The sequence below is a fragment of the Desulfosporosinus burensis genome, assembly GCF_054657535.1.
Genome location: NZ_BAAHYN010000018.1, coordinates 43,635 through 68,923 on the forward strand (window position 1 = coordinate 43,635; position 25,289 = coordinate 68,923).

Genomic DNA, 25,289 nt, shown 5'->3' on the forward strand with positions numbered 1-25,289 from the left:
GTTAAAAAGAGGTAAAAAGTGTGCAAAGTATTGCTAAGCAGGATTTTGCACACTAAAGAGAGAATCTACGCACAGTAATGAAAAACTGTATTGGAAGGGGAAAAAAGATGTTTACGCGTCGCGAGCTAGAGAGTATGGCTGAAGAAAAGAACCAAGCGATCATAGGGATCAACCTCTTAAACGAAATAGTGATTTGTAGTCCTCTGGCAGCGAAGTTCTTGGAGCTATCCGTCCAAGACATCTTAGGCAAGGATGTATGGCAGCTCATACCGGATGATTCCCTGCCGAACATCCGCGATTCTGAAACGATTGAACTAAATAGTTTTAGCCGAATCGGCACAAAGATGTTTATAGCCAGTCGGATGCCATACTATGACGATCAGGGTCGCGTCATCGGAGCAGTGGCCTTCTTACAAGATATGGAGGAATTTGAGGAGCTCAGGGCTAAAGTAAACACGCTACAGGAGGTTCGTATTCTACTTTCTGCAATTATTGATTCCACTCAGGATGCGATCTCTGTGGTGGATGAAAAGGGTCTTGGATTATTAATTAACCCTGCCTACACACGCTTGACAGGCCTCACTGCAAATGATGTCATCGGCAAACCTCCTACTGTAGACATTGCAGAAGGAGAAAGTATGCATATCCAGGTCTTGAAAACTCGTCTTCCGGTTAAAGGAGTTTTCATGAAAGTGGGACCTAAGCGAAAAGAGGTGATTGTTAACGTTGCCCCCATCATTGTTTCTGGGCAGTTGCGGGGAACTGTAGGGGTGCTCCACGATATCTCTGAGATCCATAGACTCTCGGAAGAGTTGGAAAGCGCAAAACGTTTAATTCGCCATTTGGAAGCAAAATATACCTTTAGTGACATTATTGGTGAAAGTGAGGCCCTTAAAGCAGCGATCGAACAAGCGGGGCGTGCAGCGGTGACACCCGCTACTGTCCTCTTGCGTGGAGAAAGCGGAACGGGGAAAGAACTATTTGCCCATGCCATTCACCGCTCAAGTGAACGAAAAAAAGGGCAATTTATCCGAGTTAATTGCGCAGCATTAGCTGAGGGCCTGTTGGAGAGTGAGCTGTTTGGCTATGTTGAAGGGGCTTTTACAGGAGCCAAACGTGGTGGAAAGGCGGGCCTCTTCGAAGAGGCTAACGGGGGTACTATTTTTCTCGATGAGATCGGAGAGATTAGTCTCAACCTGCAAGCCAAGCTCTTGCGCGTATTGCAAGAACGTGAAATTGTTAAAGTCGGAGATAATCGTCCCTTTAACATAGATGTCCGGGTTATTACAGCGACTAATGCAAATTTAGAAGCGGCATTAGGAGCGGGTAAATTTCGTGAAGATTTGTATTATCGTTTAAACGTGATTCCAGTCCTTATTCCGCCTTTAAGGCAGCGAAGAGATGATATCCCCTTACTTGTTCACCACCTTCTGGGGAGTTTTAATCAAGACTACGGCCGTTGTGTTGAGAGGGTCAGTGATGAGGCGTTGCAAATTTTGATGGGGTATCATTGGCCGGGGAACGTTCGAGAATTAGAAAATATTTTAGGACGAGCTATTATTAATATGCGCATAGGGGAAACGGTTGTGGAATTACAGCATCTTCCGGTTTTAGCCTTGCCGAGTCTCAATTATCCAGAGGCGGGTTTTGTGAACTCGGTGCAATCTTCTTTGACGCAAGAGGAAGGTGGATTTGAAGGAATGCAACGGCAATGGGAACGCGCCATACTCTTAGTAACGCTCCAAAAAAATGGAGGTAATAAAACAAAGGCAGCCAAGGAACTGAAAATGTCCATACGCAATTTCTACTATAAACTTGAGCGACATGCCCTTATTTAAAAGAAAACTTACAATTAGTTGAACGAAATCATGACTTGCAATCCTTCGCATGCAATTTATTGCCTGCATATTATTGCAAGTCATGAATTTTTTTGCATTATAAACAAACTGCTTAAGTAAGGGCTCATAGCTGTTGTAATAGTTGCCTAGCTGGCTTCTTAAAATAGATGCGCCTGAATTCTGATAATTCTAAAGATCAGAGATGGGTGGTTAATAATTTGAGCCAATTTTAAAACCCTGGCACTCTTATTGCATTTAACTAAGTGCCAAGAGGAAGTGGGGGAATCTAAAATGAAAATATTTGAATATTTGCAGAAGTATGATTACGAACAGCTTGTTATTTGTCAAGATCAGACGTCAGGGTTAAAAGCTATTATTTGCATTCATGACACAACGTTAGGACCGGCCCTAGGTGGAACACGGATGTGGAATTATGCCAGTGAAGAGGATGCTATCTTTGATGCCCTAAGGCTTGCTCGAGGAATGACCTATAAAAATGCTGCCGCAGGTTTAAATCTTGGCGGTGGGAAAACCGTGATTATTGGGGATTCTCATACTCAAAAAAATGAAGAATTGTTTCGAGCCTTTGGCCGTTATGTTCAATCTCTGAATGGACGTTATATCACCGCTGAAGATGTAGGTACCACAGTACAAGATATGGATTGGGTACATTTAGAGACCGATTTTGTGACAGGAGTATCCTCTTCTTATGGCGCTTCCGGAGATCCTTCTCCGATGACAGCGCGTGGAGTATGGCGGGGAATGAAAGCTGCTGCTATGGAAGCCTACGGAAGTGACTCTTTGACGGGGAAGACAATTGCCATTCAAGGGCTAGGGCATGTCGGCTATTATTTGGCAAAACACTTGCACGGAGAGGGTGCCAAACTTATCGTCACAGATATCCAGGATGATCTCATTAAGCGTGTGGTAGACGAAATGGGAGCGACCGCGGTTCGCCCTGCTGAAATCTTTGGTGTTGAAGCAGATATCTTTGCGCCCTGTGCCATGGGGGCAGTGGTTAATGATGAGACAATTCCTCAATTTAAATTCTCAATCATTGCGGGGGCTGCTAATAATGTGCTGAAAGAAGAACACCACGGAGATAAGCTGCATGAACTTGGTATTCTTTATGCGCCTGACTATGTTATTAATTGTGGCGGCGTTATCAATGTAGCAGATGAGTTAGAAGGCTATAATTATGAGCGTGCCCTGAAAAAAGTTGAAATGGTTTATGACAATGTCGCAAAAGTCCTTAAAATTGCCAAAGAGTATAAAATACCCACTTATATTGCTGCGGATCGTATGGCTGAACAGCGCATTGAGAGGATGGGACGAATTCGTTCGAACTACTTAGGCTAGTTATTTTCACAGACAAGGAGGAGCTTTTATGCTAAAAGTTGAGTTCGATGAAGACCGCTGTAAAGGATGTGAGCTCTGTGCGGAGGCTTGCCCAAAAAACATTGTGATCATGGCCGATTATTTGAATGCCATGGGCTTTCATCCTGCCACCGTGCTAAAACAAGAAGAGTGCATTTCTTGTGGCTTTTGTGCCAGAATGTGTCCGGATGTCGCAATCACGGTCCGAAAGGAGGAGAAAATGTAATGGCAAAGGTACTTATGAAAGGCAATGAGGCCTTAGCAGAAGCTGCGATTCGCGCCGGCTGCCGTTATTTCTTCGGGTATCCCATTACCCCGCAAAATGAAATTCCGCAGTATCTAGCGAGACACCTTCCAGAAGTCGGCGGGGTATTTGTGCAGGCGGAGTCTGAAATTGCAGCGATTAATATGGTTTACGGGGCAGCGGGGGCAGGAGCACGGGTAATGACCTCCTCATCAGGCCCGGGTATCAGCCTTAAACAAGAAGGAATCTCCTATATAGCTTGCGCGGAGCTCCCGTGTGTGATTGTAAACATGCAACGGGGGGGGCCTGGGCTTGGCGGTATTCAGCCTGCCCAATCCGACTATTTCCAGGCAGTCAAAGGGGGTGGGCATGGAGATTATAAAGTGCTTGTACTTGCTCCGGCCACCGTTCAAGAAATGGTCGATCTAATCGGGAAAGCCTTTGACCTAGCTGACGAATACCGTAACCCTGTCATGATCTTAGGAGACGGTATTCTCGGGCAAATGATGGAAACGGTCGAATTATCGGCAGAAAAAATAGAAATTTCCAAATCGGAGAAACCATGGGCAACCACAGGTGCCAAGGGGCGAAAACCCAATCTGATTAACTCATTATTTCTTGATCCTGTAGAACTCGAAAAGCACAACCTGCATCTCCAACGAAAATTTGAGAGTATGGCTAAAGAAGTGCTCTGGGAAAACTATCAAACGGACGACGCGGAGCTGATTTTAGTCGGTTATGGCACTTCAGCTAGGATCGCTAAAGCGGTTGTGGATCAAGCAAGAGCACTTGGAATTAAGGCGGGGCTATTCCGACCGATTTCCTTATTTCCCTTCCCGAAAGATGCCCTGCAGGAGGCCTGTCGGCAAGCCAAACATGTTCTCACAGTTGAGATGAGCATGGGGCAACTTGTGGAAGACGTTCGCTATAACTTGGAGTTCAAAATCCCAGTCCACTTATATGGACGAGTCGGAGGCATGGTTCCTACTGCTCGCGCAGTTCTTGAAGAAGTTAAACGTTGGGTCAGTAGCGGAGAGGAGGCTGGAAACGCATGATCACTGTTTTTGAACGACCTGAAGCCTTAACTTCGGCCAAGACCCACTATTGCCCCGGCTGTACACATGGCATTATTCACCGCCTAGTGGCTGAAGTGATTGATGAGCTAGGTGTAAGAGAAGATACTATCGGCGTAACACCGGTGGGATGCTCAGTCTTAGCCTATAATTACTTTAATCTTGATATGCAACAAGCTGCCCATGGTAGGGCGCCGGCTGTCGCCACGGGAATCAAACGAGTCCATCCCCAAAAGGTTGTTTTTACGTATCAAGGGGATGGGGATCTAGCTGCCATTGGTACGGCAGAAATTGTGCATGCCGCGGCCCGTGGTGAAAAAATCACAACAATTTTCGTCAATAATGCCATATATGGGATGACCGGTGGGCAAATGGCCCCTACGACGCTTCTGAACCAGGTAAGCATGACTTCTCCCCAAGGAAGAGATGCTGCTCCCCAAGGATATCCTCTGAGAGTATCAGAAATGCTCGCTACTATAGATGGGGCAGCTTATATTGCTCGGGTGTCTGTGCACAACCCCCAAGAAGTTTCCAAAGCTAAAAAAGCCATCAAGACGGCATTTGAATATCAAATGGCTGGTATCGGGTTTGCACTCGTTGAAATTTTATCAACCTGTCCTACGAACTGGGGGTATACGCCCAAAGAATCGTTACAATGGTTAGTTGATAATATGATTCCTGTTTATCCACTCGGAGTCAAAAAACAGCTGGAAGAGGTGAAGGTCTAATGTTGCAAGAAATTATCTTGGCTGGCTTTGGAGGACAAGGGGTCATGTCCATGGGACAGCTGCTTGCTTATGCGGGCCTCGTCGAAGAAAAACATGTAAGTTGGATCCCTTCCTACGGCCCGGAAATGCGTGGAGGCACTGCCAACTGTTCTGTCACAATCTCAGATGATGAAGTAAGCTCTCCGATCATTACCGAACCGGATACGCTGATAGTCCTGAATCGCCCCTCCCTAGAGAAGTTTGAACAGGATGTTAAACCAGGAGGACGGTTACTCATTAACTCATCACTGATCGATATAGAGTCTCAGCGCCAAGATCTTCAAGTTTTAAAAATCTCGGCCTCAGAACTCGCTAATGAAAAATTAGGAAATACGAGAGTTTCCAATATGATTATTCTCGGCGCGTTTGTTGAGTTAACTCGTACAGTAACCATCGAATCTGTGATTGGGGCTTTGAAGAAAGTCCTGCCGGAGTATAGACATAATCTCATCCCACTTAACCGTCAGGCCCTTGAGACAGGGGTGGAGTTAGCTAAAAGAGCAAGAATGATTTAACTACCTGCGAGCATCATTTAGTATTGTATTAGCTCAAGTAGTAAAGCAGTGTCGTTTTTTAACGAACTGCTTTTTTCTGTGCTTTGGTTATCAAGGTTCTCTAGGACTTTTCTTGAATCTTGATAAGAGTATGGGGTAAGATATTGATTAGAGATAGATTAAGGAAAGAGGTAAACGTATTGGAAGAACACGATCGACGGGAAGAACGTATCGAGGGCAAAGTTGTTTTTGAAGGGCGTCTGCTTCGTTTAGAACGAGATATTGTGCGTTTGCCCAATGGATTGGAGACGTCCCGTGAAGTCGTTAGACACCCTGGAGCGGTAGGAATTGTTGCTTTGCAGGATCAGCACCTGCTCATGGTTCGTCAATACCGTTATGCCGTAGGTCAAGAAACCCTTGAAATTCCGGCAGGTAAACTCGATCTACTGGAACTCCCCCTGGATTGTGCTCAACGAGAACTTCGCGAAGAAACTGGCTATCGAGGAACCTTGGAACCGATCAGTAGCTTTTATACCACACCAGGCTTCACGGACGAGGTGATCCATCTTTTTCTAGCTGTGGATTTAGTCTGGGATCCGCTCAAACCGGATGACGACGAATTCTTAGGGGTCGAGAGAATTCCTTGGGATGAAGCCGTCCTAAAGGCTCAACAGAATAAGTTTAATGACGCTAAAACAATGCTGGGAATTTTACTGGTTCAGGGGCGAATAAGATGATATTCGCAGATTTGCATGTACACATTGGGCAAAGTTTAGACGGAAACTATGTGAAAATTACTGGGGCTAAAACAAGGCTTTTGGTACAGAAATGGCCGTGCTTCATCATGTAAACGCTACAGATTTAGTGCGCGTTGCAGGAGAAAAAGTTGCAGTCTGGATTATAAAAGCACGTCGGGGTGACTTAACAATTGAAGCAGGAGGCGGAGGTGTTTTTGGCAGAGTTGTGGACATACTTTCCCCTTGAGTGGAATAAACTTCCATAGAAGGGTTTGGGAAGGGGTGCGGAGGATGTGGAAACAACTCGGTGAACACATTCGTCAATATTGGGTCATTTATCTCACACTTTCGAGTGTCTATCTTGCAGGTGTGGTGTTTGGGGCGGTCGGTGTCAGTGCCTTAGGAGTGTCTGAAAGCTCTCAGCTTGGTAAATTTTTGGACATGCTTTTAAAAAGCCAACCGACAGCTTTTGATCCTACTTTCCTAGGGCAACTCGCTCGAGATATGTTTATCATGATGGCTGGAATTTGGATCTTAGGACTTACGATCATCGGGGCACCCTTAATCTATCTAATTGTTTTTACACGGGGATTTATTCTTGGCTTCACGGTGAGCTTTATTATTGGAGTGAAAGGAACGCTTGGAATCGCTCTAATTCTTACGACGGTCCTTGTGCCAACTATTTTTGCTATTCCGTTGCTGCTCCTTGGTGCTGGATTAGCAACTATTTTCTCATTTTTGTTACTCAGGGGTAAAGCCAGAGGGGAATCTTTACGCAGAGAATTTCTTTATTATACTGCGGCAGCAGCCTTTGTTTCTATTGGAGCGGTTGCGGTTGGCGTGGCACAAGGCTATTTTTCGATCCTTGGCCTGCGTTTATTGAGACTGTAAGACTTGATTTCGGGTTATATTGAAGATAAGCAACTTTATAAACTGCTTGCTAACGGCACAATAGTTGAATTATAATTATATGCAAGTCCTAATGATTGAGATGGAGGTTAAGTTATGCTGATTGGAGTACCGAAAGAGCTTAAAAACAATGAAAGTCGCGTGGCTATTACTCCTGCGGGAGTCTATGCTTTTACTTTGACAGGGCATCAAGTGGTTGTGCAAAAATCTGCGGGTGAAGGCAGTGGTATCACCGATCAACAGTATATCGATGCGGGTGCTCAGATCTCTGATTCGGCCGTTGACGTTTGGAATGCTGACATGATCATCAAGGTTAAAGAACCTGTAGCGATCGAATACGACTATTTTAAACCTGGACAAATTCTATTTACTTACTTGCACTTGGCAAAAGAACCAGAATTGACTAAAGTACTTATGGATAAAGAAGTGGTGGCCATAGCCTATGAAACGATCCAATTAGATAATGGTTCGCTGCCTTTACTGATCCCGATGAGCGAAGTTGCTGGCCGCATGGCGATTCAAATCGGGGCGCAGTTACTCGAAAAGCCCTTTGGAGGAAAAGGCGTTTTGCTGGGTGGAGTCCCTGGGGTAACTCCTGCTAACGTAACTATTATCGGTGGCGGAATTGTTGGGACAAACGCTGCTCGGATGGCCATCGGCTTAGGTGCAGGAGTTACGATTGTTGAACAAAGCACCCAGCGGCTCAGAGAGATTGATGAAATGTTTAACGGTCGAGTAAGAACACTGGCCTCAAATCCCTTTAATATTGCTAACAGCGTAGCAAAAGCAGATTTGTTAGTTGGGGCCGTACTTATCCCAGGTGCCCGTGCGCCACATTTAGTAACCGAGGACATGGTGAAAGCAATGTCTCCTGGAAGTGTGATTGTGGATGTTGCAATCGACCAAGGCGGTAGTATTGCCACAATTGACCGTGTTACAACGCATAGTGATCCCACCTATATTAAATATGGGGTTATTCATTACGCAGTTCCCAATATTGCGGGAGCAGTTGCCAGAACGTCTACCTTTGCCTTGACCAATGTGACGTTGGGTTATGCTCTGGAGATCGCCAATAAAGGTTATTTCAAAGCGATTCAGGAAAATCGTTCCCTGCGTAAAGGGGTTAACGTTGTTAACGGCAAATTAGCCTATAAAGCAATTGCCGAAGCCTTGAACATTATGTACACTCCTCTGGAGGAGGCTTTACTTTAAAGCTGAGTTCCTAAAACGAGGTTTGAGGTTCGAGATCCAAGATTCGAGATTCGAATAGCACTTAGTCATTGGGCAAGGTTTCTTTAACTTTACTGTACTACAAAATTGTTTTAGATTATTATGATAAAGTCTATGTTATATAACGTCGAGTGGAATCCGTTGATGGGTTCCACTCGTTTTTTCGTTAAGAATAGGAAGTCCTCAGGGAGGGCCAACTTTCGAAGATATTTAATAGGAATATAATGGTATTATAGAAAAACATCGGTAATTTTTCAAATGATTTGGTAAGGAGTGAGTGTATTGCATCAGAAACAAACGACTTTCGTTCCCATATATGGTCATTACCCGCATCAAGTGCGCTGGTATCCAATCAACTACACGGGCGGCTATGAGCCCGCTTGGTGGGAACGATTTGAAGAACAATTTGAACCACGGTGGCTCCAAAGAATGGAAAAACGCATGGGCTTTTTACCTGGACAGGAACCGCTTTGGTGGGAACTTTTTGAAGAGCAATTTGAACCTGCATGGCTGCAGCGCTTAGAACGCCAGATGGGTATTCCCCAGCCATTTGACCCTCGTTATGATCTTCCCCAAAGAAGCTTCTAAACTTAAAAGGAATTACCATTATTTTTACGTTCAGGACCGGTTAAAAGAATAACCAGTCCTTTCTTTTTTTAGGATAAGTACAATCAGAGGATGCATAGGTTTAAGAGATAGGGGGGAGTTTAATGCTACCAACGAAACGCTGGAGTGATTTTTTTCTGTATCTAGGCAGGGTTTTTATCCTCCTTATTTTACTAGCCGTGCTGCTTCCCAAGTTAGCTGCGGTCTGTAATAGTTGGATGTCTTCGCTCTTACATAATGATCAAAAACCCTTCGGCAATCCTCTGCGAGTGCAGGCACCCCTTAAAGGCGAACGACACACAAATTGGATAAAGGTTGAGTAAAGTTATACTTTCTGACTAGTATATAAAAACTTGGCTTGTGCCAAGCCTACTAGTACAAGGAAATCCCCTTTCTGTGTAGAATGTAATAAACGTAGAGGAACTTTTTGACCTATAAGAAAGGGGAAAATATGGTAGCCTCCGAGGAACAACTTATTAGACAGTACCTAACCTTCCTGCATGTTGAGCGGGGACTTTCAGAGAACACGAGGCAGGCTTATGAGCGGGATTTACGCTTACTTTTAAGTTTTCTAAAACAGAGGGGAACAGAAGTAAGGCACTGTGATGGTAATGACCTGTTTTTATTTCATCTCAAAGCCAAAGAAAATGGCAAGGCACCTCGAACGATTGCTCGCTGCAATGCAACCCTGAGAGGTTTTTTTGCGTTCTTGCAAGAGGAAGGACATCGGAATGATAATCCAAGTTCCTATTTAGTGACCCCCAAGTTAAATCAGCCCCTTCCGAAGGTGTTATCGGAAATGACTATGGACAACCTATTAAGAGCAGGAGAGGAAACAGACCTTAATCTGCGCAATCTAGCGATGCTGGAAGTTCTCTATAGTAGTGGTCTTCGTGTATCTGAACTGATCGGGTTGCGTTTAGCGGATGTATCGTTGGACGTCGGATATGTTCGCTGTATTGGTAAAGGAAGTAAGGAGCGAATTGTGCCGTTAGGAGAACAAGCCATGCAGGATGTGGCACGATATTTAGATGGTCCAAGAGGGCGATTGAGTCGCAAGCGAAAAACCGATATCCTGTTTTTGAATGTCCATGGTCAGCCTCTCACTCGTCAAGGAGTGGTTCATATTCTAAAGAAGTGGGGACAAACTCATAATCTAGAGCAATCGATTTCCCCTCATATGTTTCGTCACAGCTTTGCAACCCATCTTCTGGATAATGGGGCTGACTTGCGTTCTGTGCAAGAAATGCTGGGGCATGCGGACATTGCAACGACTCAGATTTATACGCATCTGACACGAAATCGCATATTGGATGTCTTTAGAAAGGCACATCCACGAGCGGATTGATAGACAAGGAAGTGAAGCAAGAACATGTCACGAAGAGTCATCATTATTGTCTTAGATAGCGTTGGGATCGGAGAAATGCCTGATGCAGGAGACTACGGAGACACTGGGAGCCATACCTTAGGGAATACTGCTCGTCTGCGGGGGGGACTTAATCTTCCGCATCTTCAAAAACTCGGTTTGGGTAATATTGAGCCTATCATCGGAGTTCCGGCTATTCTCGATCCAGAAGCTAGCTATGGAAAAATGGCGGAGAAGTCTATTGGTAAGGATACTACGACTGGGCATTGGGAAATGGCTGGGATCATTTTGGAGAGGGCACTGCCAACCTTTCCGCAGGGCTTTCCTAAAGAGTTTATTCAACGCTATGAGTCAGCGATTGGAAGAGAGGTATTAAGCAACGAAGTCGCCTCTGGAACTGAGATTATCCAGCGCCTCGGTGAAGAGCATGTACGGACAGGAAAACCGATCGTTTATACTTCCGCAGACTCAGTTTTCCAAGTGGCCGCTCATGAAGAGGTAATCCCACTGGCGGAACTTATGCGTATCTGTGAGATTGCCCGCACAATGTTGATTGGTGAAATGCAAGTAGGACGCGTAATTGCCCGGCCATTTCTTGGTAATGTCGGCAATTATTATCGCACTCCAAACCGACATGATTTTGCGATGGTACCCCCTCATAAAATTTTATTGGAATATGTAGAAGAACAAGGACTTGAGGTCTGTGCGGTGGGGAAAATCAAGGATATTTATGCGGGACGGGGTGTGACCGACTACGTAACCTCCAAAGGGAATATGGAAAGTGTTGATAAGACCTTAGCTTATATGGCAAAAGTAAAAGCGGGTTTGATCATGAGCAACCTGGTTGATTTCGATATGATATATGGGCACCGCAATGATGTTGAAGGGTATGCGAGGGCGTTAGAAGAGTTTGATACTCGCTTGCCGGAGATCTACGTTGCCTTGCGACCAGAAGATATGCTGATTATTACGGCCGATCATGGCTGTGATCCGACCATCCGAGGTACGGATCATACTCGGGAATATGTGCCTTTGCTTGTTTATGGGCAAAATCTGAATAAGGGCGTGAACCTTGGAGTGCGCTCTTCCTTTGCGGATTTAGGGGCGACTGTCGCTGAATATTTGGGGACTGAGCAAATAGTCCATGGAAAAAGTTTTTACACTGATATTAAGGGGGTATGAGAAATGATCTCGGAATTGGAACAGAATGCTAAATTAGAAGAAGCTCGACATTATCTTCAGAATCAGGTAGGGGTGTCACCTGAACTTGGAATAATCTTGGGTTCAGGGTTAGGCTCTTTTGCTGACCTGGTCGAAGAGAAAGTCGTAATCCCTTATCATAAAATTCCTCATTTTCCGGTCTCAACGGTAGAAGGGCATGCTGGACAATGGGTCTTTGGAAAAGTTGATGGTCGACCGGTTGTCGTCATGCAAGGACGCTTTCACTATTATGAAGGATACGCCATGCAAGAGGTAACCTTCCCGATTCGGGTTATGCAAGGACTAGGCGTCAAGGGTCTGATTGTTACCAATGCCGCTGGCGGAATAAATCCTGAATTTCGTCCTGGTGACCTTATTCTGATTAAAGACCATATCAATATGATGGGTGACAATCCGTTACGGGGAGCAAATTTATCGAGTTTAGGACCACGTTTTCCGGACCTCAGCGAAGGGTATAATTTGGAATGGCGTCAAAAGGCATTAGCCATGATGCCAAACTATGAAATACGCCCTCAGGAAGGAGTTTATGCGGCGATGAGCGGCCCGAATTATGAAACTCCTGCTGAGATCCGTTTCTTACGAACGGTTGGTGCTGATATGGTTGGTATGAGCACCGTACCAGAAGTGCTGGTCGCGAACCACGGGGGAATGCAAGTTTTAGGTATCTCCTGCGTGACCAATATGGCGGCTGGAATCTTACCCCAAAAACTTAATCATGCAGAAGTTATGGAAACTGCAGAACGGGTTACGAAGCAGTTTATAAGTTTTGTTCGAGGGTTGGTAAAGGAACTTTAGGAGTAATCTCTCGACGTAAGTCATACTCTCTAGTTGAGAGTTGAACTTTCTAGCAGTTTAGAACGTTAAAAGTTGGAAAAGCGAGTTAAGATAGGTTAAAGCATTTGCCTTAATTGTTAATTTGTAAACTGTGAATTGATATAGAGAGAGTGATTCATGATGCGTATGGTGGACCTGATTGAAAAGAAACGGGAGGGGGAAATCCTTTCTAGGGGAGAAATCGGCTTTATTATTGAGGGTTATGTCCAAGGGATCATTCCGGAGTATCAAATGTCTGCTTGGGCTATGGCAGTTTATTTCCGGGGGATGTCGCTCGAAGAAACAGCAGACCTAACCATGGCGATGGCGCAGAGTGGAGATCAACTGGATCTATCCTCACTTGGAGGACGATTTGTCGATAAACACAGTACAGGAGGGGTGGGGGACAAGACAACCTTACTCCTGGGGCCTATGGTTGCAGCCTGCGGAGTACCTGTGGCGAAAATGTCGGGGAGAGGTTTAGGGCATACCGGAGGAACTATTGATAAGCTATCCGCGGTGCCGGGCTTCAGGGTCGAACTTACTCGGGAGGAATTTCTGGCACAAGTGAAGAAAATCGGGTTATCCGTTATTGCTCAATCGGGGAATCTCGTCCCTGCCGATAAAAAGCTTTATGCACTTAGGGATGTCACGGCGACCGTAAGTTCCGTTCCCTTGATTGCCTCTTCGGTTATGAGCAAGAAGATCGCAGCTGGAGCGCAAGGAATCGTCCTAGATGTAAAGTATGGCTCAGGTGCCTTTATGAAAACTCTTGATGAGGCTAGGGTGCTGGCTAAGACCATGGTGGGCATAGGAAAACAACTTGGCCGTCAGACGATTGCGGTCTTGAGTAATATGAATCAACCCTTAGGGCGAGCCGTGGGAAATAGCCTTGAGATTCTTGAAGTGGCGGACGCACTTCAAGGAAAAGGTCCTGACGATTTAATGGAGGTAAGTTTAGAACTGGGGGCCTGGATGCTTGTGGCTGGACAGGTCGTAACGAACGTTGAGGCTGGGAAGGAAAAATTGCGTGCCAGCCTGATCAATGGAGCCGCATGGAATAAATTCTTGTCGTTTCTATTAGAGCAGGGAGGAGATGCGCAAGTGGTAGCAGATCGTCGTCTAATAGTTGCCTCGTGGAATCTGCCGATTCTTGCCCATGAATCAGGCTATGTACAAGCGTTTGATGCGCATAAAATTGGGATCTTGGCTATGACCCTTGGGGCAGGACGAGTTACTAAAGAAAGTCCAATAGATTTAGGGACAGGGGTTATCCTTGAAAAAAAAGCAGGCGAGTGGGTTGAAGCTGGAGAACCCATCTTGCAACTCTATGGCAGTTCTCAGGCAACGTTGGCAGAGGGACTTGAGTTCGCTAATCGCTTAGTTTCAGTTGGGAGTCAAGCCCCTGATTTGCCTCCTTTAATCGAGGAAGTAATTCAGTAAACCGATAAGGTATTCATAAAATCCCCCTCTTCACGTATGCATAGTATGAGTGCAACTGGGGAGGGGGATTTCATTATGGTGCGGGAAAAGAAGTATTACCCTTTAGCTCAAGGGTTAACAACTCAGGACACCTATGCTGTGCTTGGGGATGCCCAAAAATTTAAAAAGCATAAACACGCTTGGAAGGTTTGGCGGACCTTAAAAGAATTTGGTTGTGTGGTCTATCCTGTGGCCGATGAAATCCAACGCCTAGAGGGGAGTAAGGTCTATCCGAATTTAGCACCACTAACTGATAAGGTAACGGTCGTGGTGGCCTGCCTGCTTCCGGAGAGACTTGGTTCGCTGGTTCATGAGGCTGTGTCGGCAGGGGTTGGCAAGATTTGGTTCCAAGAGCAAACTTGGACACCTGGACTCCAACAAGAGTGTGAAAACGTAGGAATTGAAGTCATTCGCGGGTGCGTACTGCGACATAAAGCTTATCCGTCCAAAATAAGTCTGCGTTATTTTAGTCCTTGTTATTGGCACGGTCTAAGAGAGGTTAAGGTACCACAGAAACGTTATGGTAGATATTAGGCAGGTGAGGAAGCGCCTTAGCCCGTTCGGTTAATTATGCCATTCTTGGCGCAATATAAGCTTGGGGTCTAAGCTTTAACTTGGGGTCAGGCCTGACCCCAGGATTAACACCAGGATTAACAAGCTTAAGCGAATTTCATTCGATATATATTTTTTTTTTGGGAATAATAGAATCACACTATAATGAGGGGGTCAAAAGATGCAAAAATATTTCAGGATTGTTTTAACCATGCTGCTTGTGCTGGTGAATATTGGTTTTGCCAACGTGCAACCGGTGCTGGGTGTTGAGATCCAGACAGATGCTACAAGTGCCATTTTGATGGATGCAGCATCTGGTGAAATCTATTTTGAGAAAGAATCACATAAAGAATTACCACCTGCAAGTGTCACGAAGATAATGACTTTACTGGTGGCTGCAGATGCCGTAGCTACAGAGAAAGTAAAGTTGACGGACAAAGTGACCGCCAGTGAGAATGCAAGCAAGCTTGGAGGTTCACAGATCTACCTTGAACCAGGGGAGATATTTACCTTAGAACAAATGTTAATAGCCATTGCCGTCGGTTCAGCAAATGATGGTTGTGTTGCAGTTGCGGAACATATCACCGGAACCCACGAAGCCTTTGTAGAGGAGATGAACCGTAAAGCACAGCAATTAGGGTTGAAAAATACACATTTTGCCAATGCTTACGGCTTACCAGCGGAGGGTCACTATACGAGTGCGTATGATCTAGCGGTCATTTCCAAAGAAGCTCTTAATTACCCCTTAATACGGAAGTTAACCAGTATTAAAGAATATGACTTGCGAGACGGCAAATTTAAGCTGTGGAATACTAACAAATTACTATGGTGGTATCCAGGTGCTGATGGTTTTAAAACAGGGTGGACAAATGAGGCCAAATATTGCTTGGCTTCAACTGTTGAGAGAAATGGATTAAGGTTAATTTGTGTCGTAATGGGTGTACCGCAAGTTAGAGGACATTTTGCCGAATCTATGAAAATTTTTAATTATGGTTTTGCAAAGTATGAGTTTAAACAATTTGCTCCAGCGAATGCCAAGCAGGGAGTTGTCAAAGTTCTCAAGGGAGTAGAAGATCAGGTTATAGTAAATACGGAAAAACCCTTGGGTGCAACCGTGGAAAAAGGGAAAGATAAGAATCTCTGGGTCGAGACAAAGCTAAACCCAGAGGTCAGTGCTCCTATTCAAAAAGGCCAAACGTTAGGGGAAGTTCACTTGTATCGCAATGATCAGCTTAAAGCAAGCGTTAATTTGATAGCGGATCACGCAGTGGCAAAGGCAGGTTTGGTGCAGCAGGTAGAACGTACTCTAAAAGGAGTCTTTGGGTATTAAGAAGGGTCTCAGTCTGAGTCTAAATCTGAGTCAAAATCTGATTCTAAATCTGATCGATCGTTAATCTTCGCCAATTCGCGGATTCTCAGCAGCGCTGCACGTTCGATACGAGAGATTTGAACTTGTGATAGATTAAGTAGACTTGCGATTTGACTTTGAGTCTTATCTTCGAAAAATCTCATCATAAGGACACGCCTTTCCCGCTCGGGTAATTTGTCCAAGACTTCGTGAAGGGCAATTTTATCAAACCAACTTGACTCAAGTCCCTTTTCTTCAGAGAGTTGATCGAGAACGTAAATGGGATCGGAGTCGTCTTGATAAAGGGTATCGTAGATTGAGGTAGGACTCTGGATTGCTTCAAGAGCCGTGACGATCTCATCCCGATCAACTCCAATATTGGTGGCAATTTCTCCGATTGTCGCTTCTCTGCCAAGCGTTGCTGAAAGTTCGTCCCGAGCGCGATTTACTTTATAGACAAGTTCTTTGTAGGAGCGAGGAACCTTTATGGGGTGGTCATCTCGGAGAAAACGTCGGATTTCGCCGATAATCATGGGTACTGCATAGGTCGAAAATTTAACTCCATAGGTAAAGTCGAATTTATCGATAGCTTTAATTAATCCGATCGTTCCGATTTGAAAGAGATCCTCCAGTTCATAACCACGATGTGTGAAGCGTTGAACCAAATTAAAGATAAGTTTAAGATTGCAATTGATTAACCTCTCCCGTGCTTCTGTGTCCCCTTCTTTCGCTGCATGGAGGTATTGCATCATCTCTTTATCTGATAGCAGTGGAAAGTGGGGGAGATTCATTTCGGATAATCGTTGAATCATAATATGCCGCCCCCCTAATGCGAGGAGATGGGCGTTTGTTTAAATTTCTTGATCATGGTCACGGTAGTTCCCTCTTCAAGCACAGATTCTACTTGAAGTTCGTCCATAAACGATTGCATGAAGACAAAGCCTAGACCCATACGCTCTGGATCAGTACTGAAAGCCGGTTGCATAGCCTGCTCGACATCAGAGATGCCACACCCACGGTCTTTAACAACGATTCTGAGGGTAGTGCCGGTGATATCCAGATCCAAGTAAACTAGGTTATTAGGAATGTTATGGTAGCCGTGAATAATTGCGTTAGAGACCGCTTCTGAAACAGCGACTTTAAGTTCTTCAATGTCGTTCAATGGAAGATCCAGTTGTGCTCCTACTGAAGCAATAAGTAAACGAGCAATGCCTACATTCTCGGCGATACTTGAAAATGTAAGGTTTATTTGGTTTGATTTCATCTTAGGCTCCCCTTCCTTCTTCATATGCGTGTGCCTCATCCAAATAGAAGTTGATAATTTTAGGCAGACCAGACAATTCCATGATCTTATAAATGTGAGGGGGTACGTTTGTGATTTTGAGTTTACCTCCTAAGGCAATTAGTTTCTTGTACCTACCTAATATAACGCCCAGACCTGAACTGTCAACAAACTGGACATTTTGAAGGTTTAGAATGACTGTGCGAATTCCTCTCTTATCTATTTCACTGTCAATGGTTTGTCGTAGCATAGTCGCTGTGTGCATATCCAGTTCGCCATCTAAGCGCAAGAATAGAGTTAGGCGCTCTATTTTTTTTTCAACATTCAAGACCATTCCCCCTAACGATTAGCAATACTAATCAATTCGCTGTAATCCATAATTTTCCTGCTTAATTAAATAGTATTCTATGAAAAGCTCTGTCGAATATGTGGTTTTCATCGCCTCGTATAATTTTGGTCATTCAGATAATAATAGAGATTATCTGTCACTTGTAGAAAGGAGGAAAAACATTGGCTAATCAATCTTTTCGTGAGCCCACCCTCGCGGTAACCCCTGAAAAATATAAAATATTAGCGCAGCAATACACGCCCAAGCCCACGACAGTTAAAAATGTTAGCAGGGCCTTTGTGATTGGCGGAATTATTTGTGCAATTGGCCAAGTCGTCATTAATTTTTTTGTGAGTGTAGGGTTGTCCCGTATGGAAGCATCAACTGCGGCAACTGCAACGATGATCTTCTTAGGAGCGCTGTTAACCGGCTTGGGGATTTATGACGAGATTGGTAAGTTTGGAGGTGCTGGTTCGATCGTTCCAGTTACTGGGTTTGCTAATTCCATGGTTGCACCTGCTATGGAATTTAAACGTGAAGGCTATGTGTTAGGGGTTGGAGCAAAGCTATTTACGGTTGCCGGACCTGTACTTGTTTATGGAATTGCCACATCGATTGTAGTAGGTCTAGTGTACTTTATGATTGATTAGCACTGAGCTGACAAATTAGCATGATTGCCAAACTAAGCACTTTAGGTAGGAATGGGGATGGTCAGGTATGGATTTGAAGCGAGCAGGAAATCAAACCGTGGTGTTTGCCAATCCACCGGTAATTTTATCATCATATTCCGTAGTGGGACCTAAAGAGGGACAAGGCCCATTAGGTAAAACGTTTAGTAAGGTATGGAAAGACCAGCTCAATGGTGCAAAATCTTGGGAGGTTGCGGAGAGTCTCATGCTTCAGGAGGCTATGCAAGGGGCTATAGATCAAGCGGGCATTCCTAAAGACCATATTGACTACATGTTAGCCGGAGACTTACTTAATCAAATCATTTCCTCGAATTTTGCTGCGCGCCAGATGGCGCTTCCCTTTATCGGACTATACGGAGCTTGCTCGACCATGGCCTTGGGCCTGGCCGTGGGGAGTATGTTGATTGATGGAGGATTTGCCAAGCATGTTTTAGTGGGAGTATCAAGTCATCATGATACAGCTGAGCGACAATTTCGTGCCCCAACTGAGCAGGGCACCCAAAGGGCAATGAGCGCTCAGTGGACGGTTACTGGCGCAGGGAGTGTGCTTCTTGGGAAGAGTGGAGAGGGACCTCGGATCACATCTGCCACGATTGGAAGGGTAGTTGACTACGCTGAAACGGATGTCAATAATATGGGTTCAGCCATGGCCCCAGCGGTCGCGGATACGGTTCTAAATCATTTCCATGACTTACAGCGGCAAGCAGCGGACTACGATTTAATTGCTTCCGGGGATCTCGGAGCGATTGGCTTAGCTCTAGCTACAGAAGTGCTAAGGCAAAGTGGTATCGATATGGATACGACATTCACAGACTGTGGGATTATGGTTTTTGATGCTAGTCAAGATGTACATTCGGGGGCTAGTGGATGTGGCTGTTCGTCTGTGGTTTTCGCTGGGAATATTATGAGTCGCCTGAAACTTGGAGAACTAAAGCGAGTTATGCTTGTGGGGAGCGGCGCTTTGCATAGTCCCACCTCTGCGCTACAGGGAGAATCCATTCCTGGAATTGGGCATGCTGTGGTCATTGAGGCTTGAAAGGAGTAGAAACTATGTTTGAGATGATTATTCCAGCCTTCATTGTTGGTGGGATAATTTGTGTAATTGGACAACTCCTCATGGACTATACAAAGCCTGCCTTTACTCCAGCCCATGTCCTTGTTACCTTTGTTACGGGTGGAGCAACTTTAGGGGCTTTAGGTCTGTACGAACCTCTTATAAGGCTAGGTGGGGCTGGAGCTTCGATCCCCTTATCTGGTTTCGGGTATAGTCTTGCCAAAGGGGCTATGGAGGCGGTTGAAAAACGTGGAGTCATGGGGGCTTTTTCAGGTGGTGTCGAAGCAACCGCGGTAGGGATTGCAACGGCGGTGTTTTTCGGGTACTTGATGTCGGTAGCGTTTAAACCTAAGGGTTGAATCGAGGGTCGAAGTTCGAAGTTCGAACTACGAATAGAAACTAAAGGTAATTTTCGATTCGCGGACTACGAACCATACGAACTACACGAACAATACGAAACTACAAACGCAAACTTCGACAAGGGTGCTGTCGGAATTAATTACTACGTAATACGAACCACGAACTACGAACATCGAACCACGAAAAGGGTGTGAGCCTAATGGATAATAATTCAAGCGAGAAGAATATTTCAGTAAGCAAGAATTATCAAGAAAATGTGGATTATCTTAATAAGGAATTAGGGGTTCCTGATTGTTTTGATATAGTTCTTCGAGAGATGTCTATTGGTGGAAAACGAATCGCCATTTATTCTGTCAACGGGATGGTTGACTCGCAAGTGGTCAGTTATATTCTGGACGCTCTTATAGAACTAGAACGTTCGGATTTAATTGTTAACGCCCTAGATAAATTGGTTAAAGGACGAATTATTAATTTACAAGTTTCTGAAGTTCAAACCATGGATAAAGTGTTCTACTTTGTTTTATCAGGTCCGATGGCGATTTTTGTCGAGGGTCAAGATAAAGCTATTATTGTGGATGTCCGTTCCTATCCTGGTCGTCAGCCTCAGGAACCAGATATTGAGCGTGTGACCCGTGGATCTCGTGATGGTTTTACTGAGGGCCTCGTTATCAATACCGCTTTAATTCGCAGGCGTTTGCGTGATCCAAAACTACGTATGAAGTTGGTTCAAGTAGGCGGTCGATCTAAGACTGATGTCTGTATTGCCTATATTGAAGATATCACTAATCTTGATATGGTCGATAAGATTCATAAAGATATTCAAGCGATCAAAATCGACGGGATTCCGATGGCGGAGAAAAGTGTTGAAGAATTTATTCTCGGTAGTAAGTTTTGGAATCCTTATCCTCGGGTACGCTATACTGAACGACCCGATGTGGCGGCGATTCATTTACTGGAAGGATATGTAGTGATCCTAGTCGACACTTCTCCGTCAGTCATGATTGCACCATCGACCTTCTGGAGTCATGTCCAGCATGCGGAAGAATATCGTCAGGAACCGATTGTGGGGGCATATCTGCGGTGGATCCGCTTTGGCGGGATTTTTGCCGCCCTCTTTCTTCTTCCTCTTTGGTTGGGCGCAGCCCTTAACCCCCAATTACTACCGGAATGGCTTGAGTTTATCGGCGTAACGAAACCTGCCAAAGTTTCCTTACTGGTACAAGTCTTAATAGCTGAGTTTGGGGTAGATCTCTTGAGGCTGGGCACAATCCATACCCCAGGTCCTTTAGGCACGGCTTTAGGTTTGATTGCCGCATTTATGTTAGGTGACATTGCGGTTAAGGTGGGATTGTTTACTCCGGAAGTGGTTATGTATATTGCCATTGTTTCCGTAGGGACATTTGCTACGCCCAGCTATGAGCTAGGATTAGCTAACCGATTAGCGCGCTTGTTCATGATCGTAATGACCGGCCTCTTCAATTTTTGGGGGTTTTGGATTGGTGCGGCCTCTGTATTCTTTCTCCTTTGGCGGACAAAGTCGTTTGGCGTGCCCTACCTCTGGCCGCTCTTGCCTTTCGATTATAAGGCTATGAAAGGTATTCTAGTACGCTCTCCAGTACCGATCAGAAACCAGCGTCCAAGTATCTTAAAAACACAAGACCAAGATCGTCAACCTTAATCGATGTACGAAGTTCGAGGCACGTGGTTCGAGTGCATGTGCGCTTCTGGAGCCTTGACGGGCTTCGTAAGGGGCGATCTATTCTCTGTGATGTTCGTTAACGGTAAAGGAGGAATCTACCCCGCTTGAAGAATACGAAAATGGTTTAGAAATTGGATGAAACATGAATGAAAGGATGCTAGATAAGTGAAGATAGGGTTTCCTCGGGCTCTTTATTACTTTGATTATTTCCCATTTTGGGCTGGTTTCTTCCATCAATTAGGTATAGAGGTGGTGACTTCACCACCGACACATCGAAGAATCATGGAACTTGGTTTAAAAAATGCTAGTGATGAAACGTGTTTACCTTTAAAGCTTCTTGCTGGGCATATCCAAGCACTTCGGGAGGTCGATTGGATTTTCCTGCCCCGAATGGTCAGTGTTGAAGAAAACACCTACACTTGCCCTAAATTTTTAGGAATTCCAGAAAGTCTTCTCTCCGCTGTTCCCTCTGGAATTCCAGTTCTAACAGTCACTATGAATTGGCGAAAGGGTCAACATCATGTTTTAAAAGACCTTCAAGCAATGGCGGGACAACTGGGTAAAAGTAGGACGGATATTCAGAAGGCCTTTTGTGAAGGCCAAAAGTGGCAAAAAAGGTTTCAAGATACAAGGGGGGTAGAGTGGAATTTTGAGGAAAGCATTCGTGAGATAGCGAACGCATCAAATTGTTCAGTTAAACCTCAAAATGCTAATGTGTCTAGGCAAAGTACTTGGAAAGAGCGAGTGTTTGGAAAGATGACTTTGATACCCTATAAACCTCCAACGGAAGTACCGCTTGCCAAGGCAACAACCCCCAAAGTGGTTCTCGACTCCGATCGTTTAAGAATTGCCTTAGTTGGGCATTCTTACTTAACTCAAGAATCTTACGCTAACTTGAACCTTCTTAGAAAGCTTCGTGAAAAAGCATGGGTGGAGTTAGTTCAACACGTTAAGCAAGATGAAATTGAGACTAATTTATTAGGGTTGCGCAAAAAGTTGTTTTGGAGTCACTCCAAGCAAATCTATGGTGCAGGTAACAAGTTTGTGGAGGATCCAAAGATTCACGGGATTATTTATTTGACCTGTTTTGGTTGTGGCACAGATTCAATGGTTCAAGAACTATTATCTCGAAAGGCCCGGCAACAACATAAACCCTATATGGTGATAACCCTTGATGAACACAGCGGTGAGGCGGGTCTTATCACTCGGCTGGAAGCCTTTTTGGATATGGTCGAAAGGAGGAGGGTCCATGAAGGTTACGTTTCCACATATGGGGAATGCTTGGATTGTAATTCAAACACTCTTTGAGTCCCTGAATGTTGAGGTGGTGGTCCCGCCAGTCAACAGCAAACGAACGGTAAATTTGGGAACAAGGTTATCACCAGAGTCAGCCTGCCTGCCCTTAAAACTCAATCTTGGCAATTATATTGAAGCTGCAGAAGAAGGGGCTGATACGATTGTAATCACTGGGGGAATTGGTCCCTGTCGTTTTGGATACTATGGTGAAGTGGAACGTCAGATTCTGCGGGATGCTGGATACGATTATGAAGTAGTCACTCTTGAGCCCCCTAATGGAAGCTTACTTGGGCTAGCGAAACGCATCCGTTTCTTAGCAGGAACGAAGAATTCGTGGACAAAAATTCTGAAGACTTTGAGATTTACCTATCTGAAAAGTGTCGCGCTAGATCGAGTTGAAGATTTGATCCATGCAGCACGACCTAGGCTCCCCTCTCCCTTGAACACAGAAAGGCTTTACGAAGAAGCCAAGGGTAGATTAGCGCAAACAATGTCGGAAAAAGGGATTTATGATACCGTTCATTGGGTACAAGAGAGCATTCGTGAACGTCAAGGGGAGAGAGCTACCTCTAATGGTGGATTTTATAAACCACTGCGAATAGGAATTGTTGGAGAGATCTATACCATTCTTGATCCATATTCTTCAATGGGTATCGAGGAAGAGCTTGGGCGATTAGGCGTGGAAGTAGATCGTTCAATCTATCTTTCAGGGTGGGTTGGGAACCATGTCTTTCAAGGTCTAGCTCAGGGATACCGGTCTATAAAATATTATTCGGGTCATGCCAAACCATATTTACCGCATTTTGTAGGAGGACATGGTCAAGAAACAGTTGGAGCTACCGTGAAATTTGCACGGGAAGGCTTTGATGGAATCATTCAAGTTTTTCCGTTATCTTGCATGCCAGAAATAGTGGCTGCAAGTGTTTTACCTAAAGTTCAAGAAGCTTATAAGATACCTATTATGACGCTAATTGTTGATGAGCATACGGGTCAGGCAGGAATACAAACCCGTTTGGAGGCGTTTGTTGACCTTCTGGAAAGACCGCTCCTGCTGCAAGGAACTCAACAAACAAGAGAGGAAGTGTTAGGCGTTGGGGGAAGATAAATTCTTTCTAGGTGTTGACGTTGGGTCAGTAAGTACTAACATGGTCTTGCTGCGACCAGACAATACTTTGCAAGAGGCACTTTATCTAAGAACACAAGGACGTCCTATGCAAACGATCCAAGAGGGAATCAAACTCTTGAGATCTCGAATACTGAATTCTACAGAAATCATTGGAGTGGGGGCTACAGGAAGTGCGCGTCAGCTAGCGGCAACGTTACTAGGTGCTGACGTCGTAAAAAATGAAATTACTGCTCATGCTGTAGCAGCTTCAAGGGTTAATCCTGAAGTGCAAACCATCCTTGAAATCGGCGGTCAGGACTCAAAAATCATTATCCTGCGAGATGGAGTGGTTTCTGATTTTGCCATGAATACCGTGTGTGCAGCAGGAACAGGGTCGTTTCTCGACCAGCAAGCGGCCAGGCTGGGTATTCCCATTGAAGAGTTTGGACCTCTAGCCCTCCAATCAAAAAACCCAGTTCAGATTGCTGGGCGCTGCTCTGTCTTTGCGGAATCTGATATGATTCATAAACAACAGTTAGGGCACTCGCTGCCAGATATTTTAGCGGGACTCTGTATGGCGATGGTTAGGAACTATCTGAATAACGTAGGTAAAAATAAAGACATCAAGGGACCGATCTTCTTTCAAGGGGGTGTGGCCGCAAACCCCGGAATACGTAAAGCCTTTGAAGAAGAATTAGGGCAATCAATTATTGTACCAGAACATTATGGGGTCATGGGCGCCTTAGGTGCTGCCTTCCTAGCACAAGAAAAAGCGCTAAGTCGACCAGAAAGTCAGACTGGCTTTCGCGGGTTACAGCTTGCTGATACCCAATTTCAAGCCAAGAGTTTTGAGTGTTCTGGATGTGCAAACCGTTGTGAGGTTGTTGAGATTATGCAAGAGGGAGTGAGCTTAGCAAGGTGGGGAGATCGATGCGGTAAATGGTCTCTTACTCTCGAAGCTAGCAATGACGTTGGTTTAATGGATCAGCAAAGGGAACAACGAGGAGCATGAAAAATTGCTTAGAGATAATTTGCAGTGCCTTACCCAAGATCTTTAAGTTTATAAATAGTTGAAGAAGATATTGATGTTTGTCGGAATTTCTGTTAAAATTAATGGATAGAAATTCATAATACCTCATCTCTTTGGGGGTGTGGTAGAGGCGCGGATGACAAGAGTACCATGAAGAAGGTTGCGAACACTGATGAATTCATGGGAAAGGGAAATTCGCCGAAGCCCAAAAAGGCGTGCTTTTTGGTGCTGGGTCTGTAGTGAAGAACTGCAGGACTGTCACACGATGCTTTTGATCTAAGCCATCGTGTGGAGAACTACTCACAACAGGAGAAGAGGGTCATTGTTCCGTGCATCTTGTATGGCAACAGAGGACCTCCTTCTGTTGCCATTTTTAATTGATGTAAGAA

General features: G+C 44.9%; 28 protein-coding genes and 1 riboswitch. Of the genes, 25 read left to right on the forward strand and 3 right to left on the reverse strand.

Going from position 1 to position 25,289, the window contains the following annotated elements; all coding sequences use genetic code 11:
- The first annotated feature begins 107 nt into the window (after positions 1-107).
- From ACYQ3Q_RS24620 to ACYQ3Q_RS24705, 18 genes are all read left to right on the forward strand, one after another.
- Entirely contained in the window at positions 108-1,838 is a 1,731-nt protein-coding gene (locus ACYQ3Q_RS24620) for a sigma 54-interacting transcriptional regulator (protein ID WP_459931087.1), read from the forward strand.
- Positions 1,839-2,129: 291 nt separating this feature from the next.
- Positions 2,130-3,197: a Glu/Leu/Phe/Val family dehydrogenase gene (locus ACYQ3Q_RS24625; protein WP_459931088.1), complete on the forward strand. Its 1,068-nt coding sequence runs from the start codon at positions 2,130-2,132 to the stop codon at positions 3,195-3,197.
- A gap of 28 nt (positions 3,198-3,225) precedes the next feature.
- Complete coding sequence (locus ACYQ3Q_RS24630) at positions 3,226-3,441, forward strand: 4Fe-4S dicluster domain-containing protein (protein ID WP_459931089.1); 216 nt, start codon at positions 3,226-3,228, stop codon at positions 3,439-3,441.
- The gene (locus ACYQ3Q_RS24635) at positions 3,441-4,514 is read left to right on the forward strand and encodes a 3-methyl-2-oxobutanoate dehydrogenase subunit VorB (protein ID WP_459931090.1); all 1,074 of its coding nucleotides are present in this window, start codon (positions 3,441-3,443) and stop codon (positions 4,512-4,514) included. The genes ACYQ3Q_RS24630 and ACYQ3Q_RS24635 overlap by 1 nt, the downstream gene beginning before the upstream one ends.
- Positions 4,511-5,260, forward strand: coding sequence for a thiamine pyrophosphate-dependent enzyme (locus tag ACYQ3Q_RS24640; RefSeq protein WP_459931091.1), 750 nt, complete (start codon positions 4,511-4,513; stop codon positions 5,258-5,260). The genes ACYQ3Q_RS24635 and ACYQ3Q_RS24640 overlap by 4 nt, the downstream gene beginning before the upstream one ends.
- Positions 5,260-5,814, forward strand: coding sequence for a 2-oxoacid:ferredoxin oxidoreductase subunit gamma family protein (locus ACYQ3Q_RS24645; protein ID WP_459931092.1), 555 nt, complete (start codon positions 5,260-5,262; stop codon positions 5,812-5,814). Before ACYQ3Q_RS24640 ends, ACYQ3Q_RS24645 begins: the two co-directional genes overlap by 1 nt.
- Before the next feature lie 179 nt (positions 5,815-5,993).
- Complete coding sequence (locus tag ACYQ3Q_RS24650) at positions 5,994-6,530, forward strand: NUDIX hydrolase (protein WP_459931093.1); 537 nt, start codon at positions 5,994-5,996, stop codon at positions 6,528-6,530.
- A gap of 97 nt (positions 6,531-6,627) precedes the next feature.
- Positions 6,628-6,777 carry a hypothetical protein gene (locus ACYQ3Q_RS24655; RefSeq protein ID WP_459931094.1) on the forward strand — a complete coding sequence of 50 codons (150 nt, stop codon included), beginning with the start codon at positions 6,628-6,630 and terminating at the stop codon, positions 6,775-6,777.
- A 44-nt stretch (positions 6,778-6,821) separates the two neighbouring features.
- Positions 6,822-7,421: a stage II sporulation protein M gene (locus ACYQ3Q_RS24660; RefSeq protein WP_459931095.1), complete on the forward strand. Its 600-nt coding sequence runs from the start codon at positions 6,822-6,824 to the stop codon at positions 7,419-7,421.
- Positions 7,422-7,535: 114 nt separating this feature from the next.
- Positions 7,536-8,651: an alanine dehydrogenase gene (ald, locus tag ACYQ3Q_RS24665; RefSeq protein ID WP_459931096.1), complete on the forward strand. Its 1,116-nt coding sequence runs from the start codon at positions 7,536-7,538 to the stop codon at positions 8,649-8,651.
- A 291-nt stretch (positions 8,652-8,942) separates the two neighbouring features.
- Entirely contained in the window at positions 8,943-9,257 is a 315-nt protein-coding gene (locus ACYQ3Q_RS24670; RefSeq protein ID WP_459931097.1) for a hypothetical protein, read from the forward strand.
- Positions 9,258-9,379: 122 nt separating this feature from the next.
- Positions 9,380-9,598: a hypothetical protein gene (locus ACYQ3Q_RS24675; RefSeq protein ID WP_459931098.1), complete on the forward strand. Its 219-nt coding sequence runs from the start codon at positions 9,380-9,382 to the stop codon at positions 9,596-9,598.
- Positions 9,599-9,726: 128 nt separating this feature from the next.
- Positions 9,727-10,623, forward strand: a complete 897-nt coding sequence (gene xerD, locus ACYQ3Q_RS24680) for a site-specific tyrosine recombinase XerD (protein ID WP_459931128.1) — start codon at positions 9,727-9,729, stop codon at positions 10,621-10,623.
- Positions 10,624-10,647: 24 nt separating this feature from the next.
- Entirely contained in the window at positions 10,648-11,823 is a 1,176-nt protein-coding gene (locus ACYQ3Q_RS24685) for a phosphopentomutase (protein ID WP_459931099.1), read from the forward strand.
- 3 nt (positions 11,824-11,826) lie between these two features.
- Positions 11,827-12,657: a purine-nucleoside phosphorylase gene (locus ACYQ3Q_RS24690; RefSeq protein WP_459931100.1), complete on the forward strand. Its 831-nt coding sequence runs from the start codon at positions 11,827-11,829 to the stop codon at positions 12,655-12,657.
- 159 nt (positions 12,658-12,816) lie between these two features.
- The gene (locus ACYQ3Q_RS24695; RefSeq protein ID WP_459931129.1) at positions 12,817-14,118 is read left to right on the forward strand and encodes a pyrimidine-nucleoside phosphorylase; all 1,302 of its coding nucleotides are present in this window, start codon (positions 12,817-12,819) and stop codon (positions 14,116-14,118) included.
- Positions 14,119-14,193: 75 nt separating this feature from the next.
- A complete protein-coding gene (locus ACYQ3Q_RS24700) occupies positions 14,194-14,691 on the forward strand; it encodes a CoA-binding protein (protein ID WP_459931101.1) in 498 nt (165 codons plus the stop codon).
- 199 nt (positions 14,692-14,890) lie between these two features.
- Positions 14,891-16,039: a D-alanyl-D-alanine carboxypeptidase family protein gene (locus tag ACYQ3Q_RS24705; protein ID WP_459931102.1), complete on the forward strand. Its 1,149-nt coding sequence runs from the start codon at positions 14,891-14,893 to the stop codon at positions 16,037-16,039.
- An 8-nt stretch (positions 16,040-16,047) separates the two neighbouring features.
- Here the strand turns inward: ACYQ3Q_RS24705 and sigF are convergent, their stop codons facing one another.
- Genes sigF through spoIIAA form a run of 3 tightly spaced genes read right to left on the reverse strand, consistent with a single transcriptional unit; the run spans position 16,048 to position 17,667 of the window.
- Positions 16,048-16,869 carry an RNA polymerase sporulation sigma factor SigF gene (gene sigF / locus ACYQ3Q_RS24710; protein WP_459931103.1) on the reverse strand — a complete coding sequence of 274 codons (822 nt, stop codon included), beginning with the start codon at positions 16,867-16,869 and terminating at the stop codon, positions 16,048-16,050.
- A gap of 14 nt (positions 16,870-16,883) precedes the next feature.
- Positions 16,884-17,321 (reverse strand): anti-sigma F factor, encoded by a 438-nt coding sequence (spoIIAB, locus tag ACYQ3Q_RS24715; RefSeq protein WP_459931104.1) that lies wholly within the window; start codon positions 17,319-17,321, stop codon positions 16,884-16,886.
- Between the two features lies 1 nt (position 17,322).
- Positions 17,323-17,667, reverse strand: a complete 345-nt coding sequence (spoIIAA, locus tag ACYQ3Q_RS24720; protein ID WP_034144719.1) for an anti-sigma F factor antagonist — start codon at positions 17,665-17,667, stop codon at positions 17,323-17,325.
- 182 nt (positions 17,668-17,849) lie between these two features.
- Here spoIIAA and spoVAC point away from each other — a divergent pair, with 182 nt between their 5' ends.
- The 7 genes from spoVAC (at position 17,850) to ACYQ3Q_RS24755 (ending at position 24,882) form a co-directional block, all read left to right on the forward strand.
- Positions 17,850-18,317 carry a stage V sporulation protein AC gene (spoVAC, locus tag ACYQ3Q_RS24725; protein WP_459931105.1) on the forward strand — a complete coding sequence of 156 codons (468 nt, stop codon included), beginning with the start codon at positions 17,850-17,852 and terminating at the stop codon, positions 18,315-18,317.
- A 67-nt stretch (positions 18,318-18,384) separates the two neighbouring features.
- Entirely contained in the window at positions 18,385-19,392 is a 1,008-nt protein-coding gene (gene spoVAD / locus ACYQ3Q_RS24730) for a stage V sporulation protein AD (protein WP_459931106.1), read from the forward strand.
- A 14-nt stretch (positions 19,393-19,406) separates the two neighbouring features.
- A complete protein-coding gene (gene spoVAE, locus ACYQ3Q_RS24735; RefSeq protein WP_459931107.1) occupies positions 19,407-19,769 on the forward strand; it encodes a stage V sporulation protein AE in 363 nt (120 codons plus the stop codon).
- Positions 19,770-19,969: 200 nt separating this feature from the next.
- Positions 19,970-21,448: a spore germination protein gene (locus ACYQ3Q_RS24740; RefSeq protein ID WP_459931108.1), complete on the forward strand. Its 1,479-nt coding sequence runs from the start codon at positions 19,970-19,972 to the stop codon at positions 21,446-21,448.
- 186 nt (positions 21,449-21,634) lie between these two features.
- The gene (locus tag ACYQ3Q_RS24745; RefSeq protein ID WP_459931109.1) at positions 21,635-22,777 is read left to right on the forward strand and encodes an acyl-CoA dehydratase activase-related protein; all 1,143 of its coding nucleotides are present in this window, start codon (positions 21,635-21,637) and stop codon (positions 22,775-22,777) included.
- Complete coding sequence (locus ACYQ3Q_RS24750; RefSeq protein ID WP_459931110.1) at positions 22,719-23,870, forward strand: acyl-CoA dehydratase activase-related protein; 1,152 nt, start codon at positions 22,719-22,721, stop codon at positions 23,868-23,870. Before ACYQ3Q_RS24745 ends, ACYQ3Q_RS24750 begins: the two co-directional genes overlap by 59 nt.
- Entirely contained in the window at positions 23,857-24,882 is a 1,026-nt protein-coding gene (locus ACYQ3Q_RS24755; protein ID WP_459931111.1) for an acyl-CoA dehydratase activase, read from the forward strand. Before ACYQ3Q_RS24750 ends, ACYQ3Q_RS24755 begins: the two co-directional genes overlap by 14 nt.
- Positions 24,883-25,017: 135 nt before the next feature.
- Positions 25,018-25,207, forward strand: a riboswitch (Lysine riboswitch).
- The last annotated feature ends 82 nt before the right edge of the window (positions 25,208-25,289 follow it).